Origin of the sequence: Leptotrichia wadei (assembly GCF_007990445.1) — a bacterium.
GTDB lineage: Bacteria > Fusobacteriota > Fusobacteriia > Fusobacteriales > Leptotrichiaceae > Leptotrichia > Leptotrichia wadei_A.
Map to the genome: position 1 here is coordinate 82,477 of NZ_AP019841.1, position 14,676 is coordinate 97,152.

Annotated in this window: 19 protein-coding genes; 16 read left to right on the forward strand and 3 right to left on the reverse strand. The window is 28.7% G+C overall.

The annotated features are described in order from the left end of the window. Positions 1-285: 285 nt before the first annotated feature. The 11 genes from FVE74_RS12070 (at position 286) to FVE74_RS00435 (ending at position 9,696) form a co-directional block, all read left to right on the forward strand. The gene (locus FVE74_RS12070) at positions 286-414 is read left to right on the forward strand and encodes a hypothetical protein (RefSeq protein WP_269473152.1); all 129 of its coding nucleotides are present in this window, start codon (positions 286-288) and stop codon (positions 412-414) included. A gap of 245 nt (positions 415-659) precedes the next feature. Further along, a complete protein-coding gene (locus FVE74_RS00390) occupies positions 660-1,907 on the forward strand; it encodes an RNA-guided endonuclease InsQ/TnpB family protein (protein ID WP_147002707.1) in 1,248 nt (415 codons plus the stop codon). Between the two features lie 78 nt (positions 1,908-1,985). Then, on the forward strand, positions 1,986-2,240 hold the full coding sequence (locus tag FVE74_RS00395; protein ID WP_232053971.1) for an energy-coupling factor ABC transporter substrate-binding protein: 255 nt from the start codon (positions 1,986-1,988) through the stop codon (positions 2,238-2,240). Beyond that, entirely contained in the window at positions 2,227-2,910 is a 684-nt protein-coding gene (locus FVE74_RS00400; protein WP_147002709.1) for a CbiQ family ECF transporter T component, read from the forward strand. Before FVE74_RS00395 ends, FVE74_RS00400 begins: the two co-directional genes overlap by 14 nt. Position 2,911: 1 nt before the next feature. Continuing rightward, positions 2,912-3,718 carry an energy-coupling factor ABC transporter ATP-binding protein gene (locus FVE74_RS00405; RefSeq protein ID WP_147002710.1) on the forward strand — a complete coding sequence of 269 codons (807 nt, stop codon included), beginning with the start codon at positions 2,912-2,914 and terminating at the stop codon, positions 3,716-3,718. After that, positions 3,715-5,070: a cobyrinate a,c-diamide synthase gene (locus tag FVE74_RS00410; RefSeq protein ID WP_147002711.1), complete on the forward strand. Its 1,356-nt coding sequence runs from the start codon at positions 3,715-3,717 to the stop codon at positions 5,068-5,070. Before FVE74_RS00405 ends, FVE74_RS00410 begins: the two co-directional genes overlap by 4 nt. 108 nt (positions 5,071-5,178) lie before the next feature. Further along, on the forward strand, positions 5,179-5,835 hold the full coding sequence (locus tag FVE74_RS00415; RefSeq protein ID WP_018498361.1) for a precorrin-8X methylmutase: 657 nt from the start codon (positions 5,179-5,181) through the stop codon (positions 5,833-5,835). Between the two features lie 154 nt (positions 5,836-5,989). Continuing rightward, positions 5,990-7,096 carry a cobalt-precorrin-5B (C(1))-methyltransferase CbiD gene (gene cbiD, locus FVE74_RS00420; protein ID WP_147002712.1) on the forward strand — a complete coding sequence of 369 codons (1,107 nt, stop codon included), beginning with the start codon at positions 5,990-5,992 and terminating at the stop codon, positions 7,094-7,096. Between the two features lie 59 nt (positions 7,097-7,155). After that, positions 7,156-7,782 (forward strand): precorrin-6y C5,15-methyltransferase (decarboxylating) subunit CbiE, encoded by a 627-nt coding sequence (gene cbiE, locus FVE74_RS00425; protein WP_147002713.1) that lies wholly within the window; start codon positions 7,156-7,158, stop codon positions 7,780-7,782. 77 nt (positions 7,783-7,859) lie between these two features. Continuing rightward, positions 7,860-8,426, forward strand: a complete 567-nt coding sequence (gene cbiT, locus FVE74_RS00430) for a precorrin-6Y C5,15-methyltransferase (decarboxylating) subunit CbiT (protein WP_147002714.1) — start codon at positions 7,860-7,862, stop codon at positions 8,424-8,426. Positions 8,427-8,913: 487 nt separating this feature from the next. Continuing rightward, positions 8,914-9,696: an META domain-containing protein gene (locus FVE74_RS00435; RefSeq protein ID WP_147002715.1), complete on the forward strand. Its 783-nt coding sequence runs from the start codon at positions 8,914-8,916 to the stop codon at positions 9,694-9,696. 119 nt (positions 9,697-9,815) lie between these two features. On the opposite strand, the gene FVE74_RS12255 is transcribed toward FVE74_RS00435, so the two are convergent. From FVE74_RS12255 to FVE74_RS00450, 3 genes are all read right to left on the reverse strand, one after another. Next, a complete protein-coding gene (locus tag FVE74_RS12255) occupies positions 9,816-10,139 on the reverse strand; it encodes a cysteine peptidase family C39 domain-containing protein (protein WP_147004534.1) in 324 nt (107 codons plus the stop codon). Positions 10,140-10,266: 127 nt separating this feature from the next. Beyond that, positions 10,267-10,479, reverse strand: a complete 213-nt coding sequence (locus FVE74_RS00445; protein ID WP_232053972.1) for a glycerol transporter — start codon at positions 10,477-10,479, stop codon at positions 10,267-10,269. Positions 10,480-10,573: 94 nt separating this feature from the next. Further along, the gene (locus tag FVE74_RS00450; protein ID WP_147002716.1) at positions 10,574-11,077 is read right to left on the reverse strand and encodes a TlpA family protein disulfide reductase; all 504 of its coding nucleotides are present in this window, start codon (positions 11,075-11,077) and stop codon (positions 10,574-10,576) included. Between the two features lie 219 nt (positions 11,078-11,296). On the opposite strand from FVE74_RS00450, the gene FVE74_RS00455 reads away from it, so the two are divergent. From FVE74_RS00455 to FVE74_RS00475, 5 genes are all read left to right on the forward strand, one after another. Continuing rightward, the gene (locus FVE74_RS00455; RefSeq protein ID WP_147002717.1) at positions 11,297-11,500 is read left to right on the forward strand and encodes a hypothetical protein; all 204 of its coding nucleotides are present in this window, start codon (positions 11,297-11,299) and stop codon (positions 11,498-11,500) included. A gap of 152 nt (positions 11,501-11,652) precedes the next feature. Then, on the forward strand, positions 11,653-12,750 hold the full coding sequence (locus FVE74_RS00460) for an RNA-guided endonuclease TnpB family protein (protein ID WP_147002718.1): 1,098 nt from the start codon (positions 11,653-11,655) through the stop codon (positions 12,748-12,750). 153 nt (positions 12,751-12,903) lie between these two features. After that, positions 12,904-13,350, forward strand: coding sequence for an endo alpha-1,4 polygalactosaminidase (locus tag FVE74_RS00465; protein ID WP_332094861.1), 447 nt, complete (start codon positions 12,904-12,906; stop codon positions 13,348-13,350). Positions 13,351-13,492: 142 nt separating this feature from the next. Next, complete coding sequence (locus FVE74_RS00470; RefSeq protein WP_147002719.1) at positions 13,493-14,071, forward strand: hypothetical protein; 579 nt, start codon at positions 13,493-13,495, stop codon at positions 14,069-14,071. 131 nt (positions 14,072-14,202) lie between these two features. After that, positions 14,203-14,574, forward strand: coding sequence for a DUF488 domain-containing protein (locus FVE74_RS00475; protein WP_147002720.1), 372 nt, complete (start codon positions 14,203-14,205; stop codon positions 14,572-14,574). The last annotated feature ends 102 nt before the right edge of the window (positions 14,575-14,676 follow it).

Below are 14,676 nucleotides of genomic sequence, written 5' to 3' on the forward strand. Positions count from 1 at the left end.
AGAATAAAAATAAAAGTGTTTTTAAAAAGAATATTATTTTATTAAATAAAGCAAGAACACTTGCGACTTTAGTCGTAAGATGAATTGCACAAAAATTTTAGTAAGCATATAGGGAAACTTGTATGTAGACACGGAGCAAAACCGTGCAACAAAGAAACTGAATTGCTGGGAACTCTTAAAGCTGGTATAACCACAACATAATACCTAAATTAGAAAATGGTATAAGTGTGATGGTGGCGAAAGCAGAAAAAATATACTAGATGGTGCAAGGTTAAATCCTAAACATTGAGCCGTACATATAGAAAGGAATATAATAGACAATCAGCAGCTAAGCCTGAAAAGGAAAGTTCAACGACTATCCCTCGTGAGGGGAGTACAATACAAGCAATTGGTATTGGAAGTAGTTTCGCCTAAGGTGCCAAAATACACTATGGATAAGATATAGTCTGTGCTTGTTAGAGATAACAAGAAGTTCATAAGATATAAAATCTTTGGGAACTGCATAAGTAGTAGCGAACTTATGTGAACGACACTTCCCACTGTTGTGGGGTTTTAAAAACTTTAAAAATATTTAAAAATAAATAAAAAATATTACTTTTTGATAGTTAAAATGTAGAATATATAGTATAATATCTCTGATGAAAAGGAGGTGATTATATATGTATTTAACATTAAAACAACAGGTAAAACATCTTAGTAAAAAAGAGTTTAGGAATTTAAAATATTTATCTCATATAGCCAAGAACTTAACTAATGAAGCTATATATAATGTTAGACAACACTATTTTCAAAATAAAAAATATTTAAGTTATAATGAAAACTATAAAATGCTTAAAAACAGTGAGAATTACAAGAAATTAAATTCTAATATGGCTCAGCAAATTCTAAAAGAAGTAGATGGAAGTTTCAAATCGTTTTTTGGACTTTTAAAACTTGCTAAAAACGGTCAATACGATAATAAAAAAATAAAATTACCTAAATATCTTGATAAAGATGGTTTTACAACTCTTGTTATAGGTTTTGTAAGATTAAAAGATGATATTCTGATAGTTCCTTATTCAAATTCATTTAGAAAGACACATAAGGAAATCGCAATAAAGCTACCACCAGTATTAAAAGGCAAGAAGATAAAAGAGATTAGAATAATACCCAAACAACATTCTAGGTACTTTGAAATTCAATATATTTATGAGGTAGAAGAAGTTCAAAGGGAATTAAATGAAAACAATGTACTAGGAATTGATTTAGGTATAGATAATCTTTGTACTTGTGTTACAAATTCTGGATCTTCATTCATAATAGATGGTAGAAAATTAAAATCAATAAATCAATACTATAATAAGACAAATGCAAAATTACAAAGTATAAAAGATAAGCAAAAGATTGAGCGAACGACATTAAGGCAAAAGAGAATAGCTAGAAAGAGAAATAATCGTATAAATGATTATCTTTCAAAAGCGGCAAGAATAATTGTAAATTATTGTCTTAATAATGATATAGGACAAATAGTTCTAGGATATAACGAGGATTTTCAAAGAAAATCAAATATAGGAAGTGTAAATAATCAAAATTTTGTAAATATACCATATGGAAAATTAAGAGATAAATTAATATACCTATGTAAACTATATGGAATAGAATTTAAACTGCAAGAAGAGAGTTATACATCAAAAGCAAGTTTCTTTGATGGAGATGAAATCCCGATATATGATAAAGAAAATCAAAAAGAATATATATTCAGTGGAAAAAGGATAAAAAGAGGACTGTATCAAACAAGAGCAGGTAAACTCATAAATGCAGATTGTAATGGAGCATTAAATATTTTAAGAAAAAGTAAAGTTGTGGATTTAAGTATCCTATACAATAGAGGTGAACTGGACACGCCTAAAAGAATAAGGATAGCATAGGACTATCAAACTTCTTAGAAAATTTTTGAATATTTTTAAAGATTTTAGAACCCTGTGACTTTAGTCGTGGGAGGTTCAGTGGTTTTAATACTTTTGATAGGTGTCGTACCATTACTTCTTGTAAAATCTGAATTTGGTGGTTCAGATGACAAGGGAGAAGAAATGATTAAAACGATAAAACCTGATTATAAGCCTTGGGCTAAAAATTTAATAGAATTGCCTGGAGAGGAAACTGAAAGTTTACTTTTTGCGTTACAAGCAGCACTAGGTGCAGGAATTGTAGGATATGTTTTAGGATATTTCAAAGGTGAAAGAAAAAATGCTAATAGATAAAATATCATATACGAATCCCATAAAAAATATTAATCCTGGAATAAAATTTACGTTGTCAATGATGACATTAGTATTTTTGCTTTACACGGGAAGTAAAGTAGTATTTATTTTTAATCTTACACTATTTAATTTACTTCTTTTATTTGTAGTAAAAGTGAAAGTGAAAGATTTACTAAAGCTGAATTTTGTTCCAGCTTTATTTATTTTAACAACTGTAATTTCATTATGGCTAATAAAGGCGGATATTTGGACATTTTTGTTACGTTCATTTTCGTCAATATCAGTAATTTATTTTCTTATTTGCTCAACACCAGTTGTAGATTTAGACTATATATTTGAAAAAATGAGATTTCCAAAAATTTTTAGAGAAATGTTTTTGTTGATTTATAGATATATTTTTTTGTTGTTTGAGAATAAGGAAAGACTCAAAAATGCACAGGAAGTAAGACTTGGATACAGTAGTTTTAAGAATGGGATGAAATCATTTCCAATGTTAGTGGTAGCTATATTAAAAAAAACATATTACTATAATCTTAATTCTATAAAGGCTGTAGAATCAAGACTGGGAAAGGAATTTATCTTTTCTCATAGAAAATACAAAAAAATTGGATTTGAAACTATTTTTGTAATAATAATAGTTGCAATAAATTTATATTTGGTGGTAAAATAAAATGCTTAAACTTGAAAATATAACTTTTTCGTATGATAATGAAACAGAAGCGTTAAAAAATGTGACTTTGAATATTGAAAAAGGAAAGAAAACATTATTTCTTGGGGAAAATGGCTCAGGAAAATCAACTTTATTTTTAATAATGAATGGACTCTTGAAGGCACAAAAAGGAGACATTTATTTTGAGGGGAAGAAGGTTAAACATAAAAAAAAGGATTTGGAGGAATTGAGAAGAAAAGTTGGAATAATTTTTCAAGATCCTGAAATACAAATTTTTGCTCCGTTAGTTTTTCAAGAAGTGGCTTATGGACCTGAAAATCTTGGATATTCTGAGGAAAAAGTAGAAGAAAATGTTAATAGAGCAATGAAGGAAATCAATATTGAGGAGTTGAGGGACAGACCTTGTCATCATTTGAGTTATGGTCAGAAAAAACGGGTTTCAATAGCGGCAATTACAGCAATGGAGCCAGAATTGTTGATTCTAGATGAACCTACAGCTTGGTTGGATTCGAAAAATACAAAAAGAGTTTCTGAAATTTTAGATAATTTTTCTAAAGCTGGGAAAACACTTGTAGTTTCGACACACGATACAGATTTTGCATATGAATTCGCTGACTATATTTATGTTCTTGATAAAGGGAAAATTGTAAGACAAGGTAGTAGAGACGAAGTTTTTGAGGATTTTGAATTTTTGAAAAAATTAAATTTGAATGTTCCAAATATTTTGAAAATTAAAAGTTATCTTAAGTATAGAAATCTTGATGAAAATGATTATTGTAAATTTTTGGAGGAAAAAAATTTGTTATGAAAAAAATATTAATATCAGGAACGATGAGCGGAAGCGGAAAAACTACAGTAAGTAGCATTTTGATGTCTGCATTAGAAAATGTGGCTCCTTTTAAAGTGGGACCAGATTACATTGATCCGACGCATCATGAGGTATTTACAGGACATCATTCACACAATTTGGATATTTTTATGACAGGTGAGGATGCTGTGAGACAGATATTTGAGATGTATTCACAAGGCAGGGATATTTCTGTTGTTGAAGGTGTTATGGGACTTTATGATGGAATTGGGAACGAAAAGGACAATTTTAGCACGGCTCATTTAGCAAGAGTACTTGATATTCCCGTAATTTTAGTTGTGAATGCTAAAGCGATTTCAACAAGTATTGCGGCAGAAGTTCTTGGGTTTAAGATGTTTGATGAACGAGTGAATATAAAAGGTGTGATTCTTAACAATGTTTCTTCACAAAAATTGTATGAGAGCTTGAAGGAAGCAGTTGAAAAATATACAGGAATTGAGTGTTTAGGCTACATTCCTAGAAATGAGCAACTTGCTACAGAGAGCCGGCATTTAGGCTTGAAACAGGCTTTTGAAGAGGATAATGCACAAAAACAGGAGTTATTTGAGGAAATCGCACAAAATTGCTTGAATTTGGAGCGGATAAAAGAAATTGCACAAGAATTTGAGTCAAGTCGAAATATGGAAAATTATGCAAAAATAGGATATCTAAAAGATAAATTTAAAGGAAAAAGAGTAGCGATTGCAAGAGATGAAGCATTTTCGTTTTATTATGAGGCAAACATTGATTTGATGAAATTTTGTGGAGTGGAAATAGTTGAGTTTAGTCCAATTCGAGATAAAAAACTTCCTGAAAATACAGATTTTATCTACTTTGGTGGAGGTTATCCTGAATTATTTGCAAAAGAGTTGAGTGAAAATATTTCTATGAAAAATAGTATTGTTGAAGCGTGTAAAAATGGCGTGAGAATATTTGCAGAATGTGGCGGATTTATGTATTTAGCAAAAAAATTACATTTATTAAATGAAGAAATTTTTGATATGTGTGGAATTTTTGATATTAAAATTGGGATGAGAAAACGTTTAAATATTGGAAGATTTGGGTATATCAATATTGAAACTGCAAATGGGATAAACTTGCGAGGACATGAATTTCATTATTCGGAAATTTTGAAAAATAATGAAGTGAGTAAAAATGATTCGGAAGGCTATTTTTATAATATTTATAAGAATAATGGGAAAGAATGGAAATGTGGATATATGAAAAATAATGCGATAGCTGGGTATCCGCATATTCATTTTTACTCGAATGTGGAGTTTCTTGAGTTTTTGTTGGATGTGAAAAGAGATTAAGAAGATTTTGAAGAGAAATTTTTAATCTTTTTGAAAATAATGAATTTGAAGTGTGGAAAACGATAAAGAAGAAAGGAGAGTGTGGTAGTTATTATCGCACAATGAAATATGTCATATATTAAAGATCCGAAATCAATAGAAGTGAGAAGTTTTGAAATAATAACTGAAGGATTGGCTGGAAAGGCTGATCATTTTAGTGAGGAAGAGCAATTGATTGTGAAAAGATTGATTCATACGACGGGAGATTTTGATTATGTAAACATTGTTGAATTTCAAAATAATCCGATTGAATCGGCAAAAGAAGCGTTAGAAGCTGGAAATTGCAGAATTTATTGCGATACAAATATGATTGTTAATGGACTGAATAAAAATGGATTGAAAAAATTTGGTGCTGAGGCGTATTGTTTGGTGGCGGATCCAGATGTGGCGAAAGAAGCGAAAGAAAGAGGAATTACACGTTCAATGGTTGGATTGGAAAGAGCATTAAAGGATCCTCAAACGAAAATTTTTCTAATTGGAAATGCACCGACAGCATTGTTCACATTACTTGAAAAAATGGATAAAGAAGGAGAAAATGTTCCAAAATTGATAGTTGGAGTGCCAGTTGGATTTGTGGGATGTCCTGAATCGAAAGCTGAGCTTTCAAAATACGATGTTCCATTTATTAGAACAAATGGGACAAAAGGTGGAAGCACAGTTGCAGTTGGTGTGATGCACGGAATCCTTTATCAAATGTACGAAAGAGATAAATATTTTAATAATTAATCACAATTTTATGTGAAAATTAATTAGTGAATCTATTAATATCTGAAAACTTATTTCAATTTTTATATTTTATTTTTTCATAACGAAAGATAATATAAATTATTGATTTAAGTATTTTCAGATATATTTTAATATAACTTTGGAGAAGTAAAAAATGGGAAATTATGTATATTTTAACGGTAGAAAATTGCGATATGGTTATACTACTGGGAGTTCAGCAACAGCAGCGACTAAAGCAGCATTGTTACTTTTGCTGGGAAAAGTCGAAAAAATCGAAGAAGTTGAAATAGACGTTCCAGCAGGTAAGAGAATAAAAATTGGGATTAAATCTTTTGAAAAGACAAAGGATTATACGATGGCGACTGTTGTGAAAGATGGGGGAGATGACCCTGATGCGACACATGGTTTGGAGATTGTTTCAAAAGTGAGTTTTAGAAAAGATAGTAAAATCAATATTTTTGGAGGAAAAGGAGTTGGAAAAGTTACAAAAGTTGGGCTTCCTGTAGAAATTGGAAAATCAGCAATTAATCCAACACCAATGAAAATGTTGACAAGTATTGTTGAGGAGTTTCTTCCAGAGGGAAAAGGAGTTGATGTTGAAATCAGTGTGCCTTTGGGTGAGGAAGCTGCAAAAAAAACAATGAATGCAAAGTTAGGAATTATCGGTGGAATCTCGATTCTTGGAACAATGGGAATTGTGCGACCAATGTCTGAAGAGTCATGGAAAGCCTCTTTGGCAATAGAATTGAAACAAAATTTAACATATTTTAATACAAAGACGGCAATTTTTCTTTTTGGAAATCGTGGAAAAATGTTTTTGAGCAAGGAATTCCCTAAAAGAGCTGAAGAAGGGGTTGTAATCAGTAACTTTGTTGGATATATGTTTGACAAAGCCTGTGAATATGAAGTTAAGAAAGTTTATTTTATTGGTGAATTGGGAAAATTTGTAAAAGTGGCAGGAGGAATTTTTCATACACACAGTCGAGTTTCTGATGCAAAAATGGAAATTTTAGCTGCAAATGCTTTATTAGTTGGCGAAAAGTTGGAAAATGTTTACAAAATTTTAGATTCGAATACGACTGAAGAAGCTTCTGGATATATTGAAAAAAAGGAAGTTTTCAATTTACTAGCTGAAAAGGCAAAGCAAAAATGTGAAGAACATTGCAGAAAAAATGGCTGGGACTTGGAAGTAGAAACGTTGATTTTATCAGCTGAGAAAAAAGTTATTGGGCAAAGTAAGAACTTTTTTAAAGAGTTCTAGTTTTTTATTTTTAAAGAAAAAAACATAATAAAAAATTATAGTTTTTGAAAAGAGGAAAAATGGAAAAAATACAAATTTTAGGTCTAGGACCTGGAAATTTAGACTACACATTACCGATTGTTTTGAAGAAAATTAAAGAATCGGAAGTAATTGTCGGGGGAAAGCGGCATATTGAAAGTTTGGGAGAGTATGCGGAGAATAAGGAATATTGCTATATTTCAGCTGATTTGCAAAAAGTTCTGGATTTCATAAATGAGAATCGAAATAAAAAGATTTCTGTGATTGTGTCTGGAGATACTGGATTTTATAGCCTTTTAACTTTTATGAAAAAATATTTTGAAAGTGAAGAGCTAGAAGTTGTGCCAGGAATTTCATCGGTTCAATATATGTTTGCGAAAATTTCAGAATATTGGTATGATGCTTGTATTGCCAGTGTTCATGGGAAGGAATTCGATTTTGTGGAAAAATTGAATGAGTATGAAAAAATTGGATTATTGACTGATTTTAAAGAAAATACGCCACAGAAAATTGCTCAAAAATTGTTGGAAAATAATTTTGAAGATGTGGAAATTTTTGTTGGGGAAAATTTGTCTTATGAAAATGAAAAAATTTATCGTTTTAAGGCAAAAGAGTTGGCAAATTATGAAGAGAAATTTGGAATGAATGTTGTGATTTTGAAAAAATAAAAAAGGTTAAAAGTTTTTGTAATAAAAATAAGGTTTTTAACAAAATAAAAAAATTAAATGTAAGAAGTGGAGAGAAAATGTATCATATAAAAGATAAGGACTTTATTCGTGGAAAAGTTCCAATGACAAAGGAAGAAATAAGAGCGGTGAGTATTGCAAAAATGGAAATTTCTGATGAAGATGTGTGTATTGATATTGGTGGTGGAACTGGCTCTGTAAGTATTGAAATGGCTAGATTTGCTAAAAATGGGCATGTTTACACGATTGAGCAAAAAAAGGAAGCCGTTGATTTAATAAAACAAAATATGGAAAAATTTGGGATAAAAAATATGACTGTAATTTCTGGAAAAGCACCAGAAGATTTACCACAAGGAATAACTTTCGACAAAGTGTTTATCGGTGGTTCAGGTGGGAATTTATCAGAAATTATCAATTATTCTTATGAAAATTTAAAAGAAGGCGGAATAATCGCTTTGAACTTTATCGTTTTAGAAAACACATTTGAAGCACTTGAATGCTTAAAAAAATCAAAATTTGAGGATATTGATATTTCTCAAATAATTGTGGCAAAAAATAGAAAAGTGAAGGATTTTAACATGATGATGTCGGAAAATCCAATTTATGTGATTTCTGCGAGAAAATAAAATATAAAAAACCACTTGTAAGATACTAAAAGGTGGTTTTTTTTATGAAAAGTCTTTCATAATAATCATTTTTGCTGATTACATTTTGTTTTATCATAAATTTAAACTTTTAGAAATATAAAATCTTGTCTGTTTATAAAAATATTTTATTATGTTCTAATATTTTTATCTCATTATGTTATTATGAATAATCAAAAATTTAAAATATGATGATTCATAAAATAAATGAAAAAATATTGGATTAAACTTTTCTAAATGTTATGATGAATGAACATTTAGATTGGTTAAGTGTATTAGGTGAACTACTCCCGCTTCTAAAAGCGGGAGTAGTTCACTGAAGATGTGATATTATTATGATGAAAAGATAAAAAGAATAAATCATAAAATCTTAAATTGAAATCTATTATAACATTTAGAGGAATTCGAAAATATTAGAAATATAAATTTTAAGATTTTAGATAAAAAATTTTAGAAAAGAGGAATAAAAATGAAAAAGACATTTGTTTTATTCGGAATTTTAACAGTTTTCTTACTAAGTTGCATTTCTTTAAGTGCAAAAACGAAAAAGAAAATTATTAACTTAAACGAAACTTCATGGGAATTATTACAAATTACCAAAAGAGGTAAAGAACAATTAATTCCCCAAAATGCAAATATCACAATTAATTTTGCAGATAACAAAATTAACGGAAATTCGGGAGTAAACAGCTATTTTGGAGGTTACAAAATCAAAAATAACTCAATTTTAACTGCAAATGCAGCAACAACATTAATGGCAGGTCCAGAAGAATTAATGAAAATCGAACAAAGATTTTTAGAAACATTGAAAAATTCTCCAAGAATAACTTATAGCAATACAACTTTAAGTTTGAGAAATAAAAATGGAGAAATTTGGACATTCCAAAAATTAGATTTAAGTGAAAAATTAAAAAATACAAAATGGAAACTTTTGGAAATGGGACAAACAACACTTCCAGAAAAAGATGGAGAAATAACAATTTCTTTCGACGAAAACAAAGTAAACGGAAATTCAGGAGTAAACAACTATTTTGGAAGTTTTGAAATAAAAAATAACAGCATTAAAATCGGACCAGTTGGCTCTACAAGAATGGCAGGACCAGAAAATTTAATGAAAATTGAATTTGAATATTTAAAATTATTACAAGATTCTAAAACTATAGAATTTAATAATAATCTTTTGATTTTGACTACTAATGATGGGAAAGTTTTGAAATTTGAAAAGATTGATGACAGAGCTTATCATTATTAGGTGTTAGAGATAGAGAATTTTATAAATTTTATCTAGAGTGTCCATAATTTTGTGTAAACTCAAAATATAATATATGGTACAGGATGGTAGTTTTATCATCCTGTTTTTAAATTCTTCCTTCAAAATAAATATAAATCATGAACAACCACATAGTGTAAAAAATTATTTGTGGTTTGAATATGTGCTATTATAGGAAAAGACACACTATTATCAATTTTTTTATCCTCAACTTTCACTGCCTTTGAATCAAATCCCAAATAATCAAGCCCTTTTATCATTCCCGCAAGATTAGTTCCGTTTCTATCTGTTCCTGATATTTGCCGTAACTTGGCAATTGAAAAATTTGAATTATATTGCTTAGCTATTGTTAATATACAGGCAGGTCCGCAATCCTTCTCATCCTTTTGTAAAACACAACAATATCTTTTAAATATCGAAAAAATCTTTTTCTATCTCTCTTTCTTTAAAAATAAAGAGTTCCTAAAAACTAGAAACTCTCTATTCAAATAAAAGTTTTATTGGGATTAGGTTAAGGACTATAATTTTATAATAAATATGTATTTATTTAATTTATCTATTAATTTTAAGAAACTTTAATATAATTTTTCCAAGCAATCCAACAACAGCACCTGTAATTGCAGCTGTTATTAAACCTATAACCCATCCATATTCATCAATTATTCTACCACCAATTATGACTGACGATATTGAAGCCATTATAACTATCATATTTTGATATTTCTTATTCATAAATTTTACCTCCTTAAAAATTTCGATTACCATCCTAATTTGAAAGCTCCTCTATCAAAAGCATATCCTACTCCTCCTGCAAAAGAGCCTTCAATAGTTGATGTCTAAAATATAAAATAATTCTAAATTAATAATTCAAATAAAATGCTTCTTTCAACTCTTCATAAGTTTTTGATCCACCCAAATCTTTTTGGATTCTTGAATTTTGGATAATCAAGTTGTATGGAACTGTTTTTACTTTAAAGGCTGTCATAAGAGTATTTGTAGCGTCATAATACACAGGGAAAGTAAATTTACTATCTTCTACATATTTTTTAGTTGCTGATAAGTTTGTTTTTCTTCTTGTGAATACGACTACAACATTTATATTATCTTTATTTTCTTCGTAAAATTTTTGTACATCAGCTAATTCACGTTGACAATAAGGACACCATTCAGCCGCAAAAATTAAAAGTGTTGGTTTTCCATCTCCAAATAATTTTTTACTTTTAGTATATTTCCCATGAAAATCTCTTAATTCAAAATTTGGTAATTTTGCACCTTCTGTTACATCAACATCAAGAGGTTTTGCATTTGCGAATCCGAAAATACATGTCATAAATAATGAAATAATAATCAATAATTTTTTCATTTTTATCCCTTCTTTCTTATTTTTTTTATTTAAAATATTTTATAAAGTTTATCATATTAATATATATTTTCAATTATATTTAACTTTTTAAATCCTAATTTCGCCATATTTCTTACAAACAATCCACAAGTTAAAAGAAAAAAACTAAAATAATAGGATAAACTAAATAAAGACAAAAATATTTATATTAAAATATATCTAATTAAAAAAGAGGTGAATATGAAAAAAGTACTATTAATATTGTCATTATTTATTTTTTGTTATTGCTTCTCAAATACAAATGTAAAAGACAATAAGAATTCAAAAGTTGAAAATACAAAAAAATATGTTTCAGGAAGTGAAATTTATCGTGACAGAATGAGAGATTTAATTCGTGAAGTGCGTTCAAATACAACGAAAGATAAATATTTAACAAAAAGATAGCAAGAAGTCGTAGGCTTTCTATAAGTGGAAGATGAATTGCTTTTTTTGTAAAAAAATTGAAAAAAGGGTATATCCATGATACAATTTTTGTATAAAATATTGAAGAGAAGTCATTAAAAATAATATTCAAAATTAAAAGGAGGTGTAATTTCATGAAATATAATTTAGCATTCAAATACAGGATTTATCCAAATAAGGAACAAGAATTGTTGATAAATAAGACTTTTGGATGTGTTCGTTTTGTTTATAATACGATTTTATACATCGCTAATAAAATTTATGAAGAAACTGGAAAAAATAAAATAATTACACCTGCCAGTTTGAAAAGTGAAAATCAATTTTTGAAAGAAGTGGATAGTCTTGCACTTTCAAATGCTCAATTGAATGTGAGACGATCATTTACGAATTTTTTTCAAAAGAGAGCGAAGTTTCCAAAGTTTAAATCTAAAAAGAATAATGTTAAAAGTTACACGACAAATTGTGTGAATAATTCAATAAGAATTGAAGAAAATAAATATTTGATTTTGCCAAAATTGAAAAAAATGAAATTGAAATATCATAGAGAAATACCAAAGAATTATAGAATAAAGTCGGTAACATTGACAAACAGTAATGGAAATTACTATGTTTCCATCTTGACAGAATTTGAAAAAGAAATTCAAAAAGTGCCAAGTAATGATAAAGTAATTGGACTTGATTTTTCAATGTCTGAATTATTTGTCAGTTCTGAAAACCAAAGGGCTGATTATCCAAGATATTTTAGGATGTTGGAGAAAAAATTGAAAGAATTACAAAAGTCATTGTCAAGAAAAATGAAATTTTCTAAAAATTGGTATAAACAAAAAATGAAAATATCAAGATTGCATGAGTATATTAAAAATTGCCGAAGAGATTTTTTGCATAAATTATCGAAAAAATTATCTAAAGAGTATAATGCTGTGGTTGTTGAGGATTTGAATATGAAAGGGATGAGCCAGGCATTAAATTTTGGTAAAAGTGTAGGAGATAATGGGTGGGGAATGTTTTTGAGAATGCTTGAGTATAAACTGATGTTTTTAGGGAAACAATTTTTGAAGATAGATAAGTGGTTTCCGTCATCAAAAACTTGTAGTGGATGTAGAAATGTTAAAGAGGAACTGAAATTATCAGAAAGAAGTTATAGATGTGAGTGCTGTGGAATTGAAATTGATAGAGATTATAATGCGGCACTGAATATAAAAAACATTGGAAAAGAGATTTTGAAATATTAGGAAATAAAAAGACAGGGTAGGAACTACCCGAAGAGCTTGGTAAATATATTTGGCTAGCAAAAGCAGATACTTCCCAAGAAGCTCCCGCTTCTAAAAGCGGGAGTGGTTCACTTCAAATAATATAAATTCTTTGAATGATGTAAAAAATTCTTGGTGTTATTAAATCCAAAAGAATTTAGAGATGTTGATGATTTTTATAATTATTTGAAAAATACTGATTATGATTTGTTGTTAATCGAGCCTTCACATAGTGGAAAATATATGACAAAAGAACAAATAGAATCATTGAAGAGAAAGAAAAATGGAGCTAAGAGAATAGTAATAGCATATTTTAGTATTGGAGAAGCTGGAGGATATAGAGATTTCTGGAAGCCTGAATGGAAAAATAAAGCTACAAGACCTAGTTGGATTGTGGGAGAAAATCCAAATTGGGCAGACGATTACATTGTAAAATATTGGAGTCCTGAATGGAGAAAAATCGTAAAAGATTATCAAAAACGATTAGATGATATGGGTGTAGATGGTTACATGCTTGATACAGTTGACACATACTATAATTTTGAAGTTAAATCGGAAAAAAGCGGAGAAATTATAAATTAATTATTTATTTAGTTAATAATTTTATAACAAAGAGAAAACCACCTTTTGATTAGGATTGCATGATATAGTGCAACAGGTTTTCTCTTTTTTTGTTAAATAAGAAAAAGTAAATTTTAGTTTTTAGCAAAAGGAGAGGTTTAAATTGGAATTAAGAAAAATAAAATCAATAAAACAAATTAGAAATATTTACAAATTATATCAAAATTCATTTCCAAAAGAGGAAAAAAAGTCATTTGGATTAATATTAATCGGAGTATTGAGAGGAAATTTTGAGGTCTTTTCAATCGAAAAGAAAAAAACTGATGAGAAAAATAGAGATTCGTATGAGTTTAAAGGTTTAGCAATTGCATTGAAACATGAGGACTTGGTTTTGCTAGATTATTTGGCGATAACTGAAGAAGCTAGAAGCTATGGATACGGCTCTAAAACGCTATCTTTTTTGAAGGAATATTACAAAAATTATCGTTTTTTTCTTGAGATTGAAAATGCTGAGGATGAAAATGCTGAAAATTATGAAGAGCGTCAAAGTCGAAAGAAATTTTATTTGAAAAATGGATTTTCGCCATTTCCTTTCAATGTTGACTTATTTGGAATTGAGATGGAAATTTTAGGATACAATTGTTCTTGCGAATTTTCAGAATATCTTGAACTTTACAAAAATCAATTTGGTGGAATTATGAAAAAGAAAATTTCAGAAAATATTTTTTTAGTGGAAAAATAATTAAAAATTGTTGTATTATCGAAATATTTGTATAACAAATATGGTATAATAGTTAAAGTAATTTTATGAAAAGTGATTGACAAATAGTTGTGATCTTGATAAGATTTTTGATTTTAGAAAAGGAGGGAGCTATGAAATTTGAAATTAAATGGAAAAGAGCTTATGAAAAAATTGGAGAAGCGGATGGTTTTAGAATATTGGTCGATAAATTATGGCCTAGAGGGTTAAAAAAGGAAGATGCAAAAATTGATTATTGGGCAAAAATTATTACGCCATCAAAGGAATTGAGACAAAATTATCATAAAGGAATTATCAATTTTGAAAATTTTTCTGAAAAATATAGAAAAGAATTGGAAGAAAATTCGGATTTTGAGGAATTTGAGGGTATAATAGTGGAAGAGTTGAAAAAGGGAAATGTGACAATGGTTTATGCGAGTAGAACTCCAGAATTGAGCCATATTCCTGTATTAAAGGAATTTATTGAGGAAAAGTTGGGAAAATAGTCGAAATTTAAAAAGTATTTTGAGTGATGCATAGAAAAAGTTTGAAAATAAAGAAGTTAAATAAAAAAATGAGTAAATTTTTTAGTAAGATAAATAGGAGAA

What these genes read in the sequence shown, in the direction of transcription:
- FVE74_RS00415 (WP_018498361.1), top strand. Translation starts at nt 5,179, where the DNA reads ATGTCATATATTAAAGATCCGAAATCAATAGAAGTGAGAAGTTTTGAA.
- FVE74_RS00435 (WP_147002715.1), top strand. Translation starts at nt 8,914, where the DNA reads ATGAAAAAGACATTTGTTTTATTCGGAATTTTAACAGTTTTCTTACTA.
- FVE74_RS00460 (WP_147002718.1), top strand. Translation starts at nt 11,653, where the DNA reads ATGAAATATAATTTAGCATTCAAATACAGGATTTATCCAAATAAGGAA.
- FVE74_RS00450 (WP_147002716.1), bottom strand. Translation starts at nt 11,077, where the DNA reads ATGAAAAAATTATTGATTATTATTTCATTATTTATGACATGTATTTTC.
- cbiD (WP_147002712.1), top strand. Translation starts at nt 5,990, where the DNA reads ATGGGAAATTATGTATATTTTAACGGTAGAAAATTGCGATATGGTTAT.
- FVE74_RS00390 (WP_147002707.1), top strand. Translation starts at nt 660, where the DNA reads ATGTATTTAACATTAAAACAACAGGTAAAACATCTTAGTAAAAAAGAG.
- FVE74_RS00445 (WP_232053972.1), bottom strand. Translation starts at nt 10,479, where the DNA reads ATGGTAATCGAAATTTTTAAGGAGGTAAAATTTATGAATAAGAAATAT.
- FVE74_RS00475 (WP_147002720.1), top strand. Translation starts at nt 14,203, where the DNA reads ATGAAATTTGAAATTAAATGGAAAAGAGCTTATGAAAAAATTGGAGAA.
- cbiE (WP_147002713.1), top strand. Translation starts at nt 7,156, where the DNA reads ATGGAAAAAATACAAATTTTAGGTCTAGGACCTGGAAATTTAGACTAC.
- FVE74_RS00400 (WP_147002709.1), top strand. Translation starts at nt 2,227, where the DNA reads ATGCTAATAGATAAAATATCATATACGAATCCCATAAAAAATATTAAT.
- FVE74_RS00410 (WP_147002711.1), top strand. Translation starts at nt 3,715, where the DNA reads ATGAAAAAAATATTAATATCAGGAACGATGAGCGGAAGCGGAAAAACT.
- FVE74_RS00405 (WP_147002710.1), top strand. Translation starts at nt 2,912, where the DNA reads ATGCTTAAACTTGAAAATATAACTTTTTCGTATGATAATGAAACAGAA.
- cbiT (WP_147002714.1), top strand. Translation starts at nt 7,860, where the DNA reads ATGTATCATATAAAAGATAAGGACTTTATTCGTGGAAAAGTTCCAATG.
- FVE74_RS00455 (WP_147002717.1), top strand. Translation starts at nt 11,297, where the DNA reads ATGAAAAAAGTACTATTAATATTGTCATTATTTATTTTTTGTTATTGC.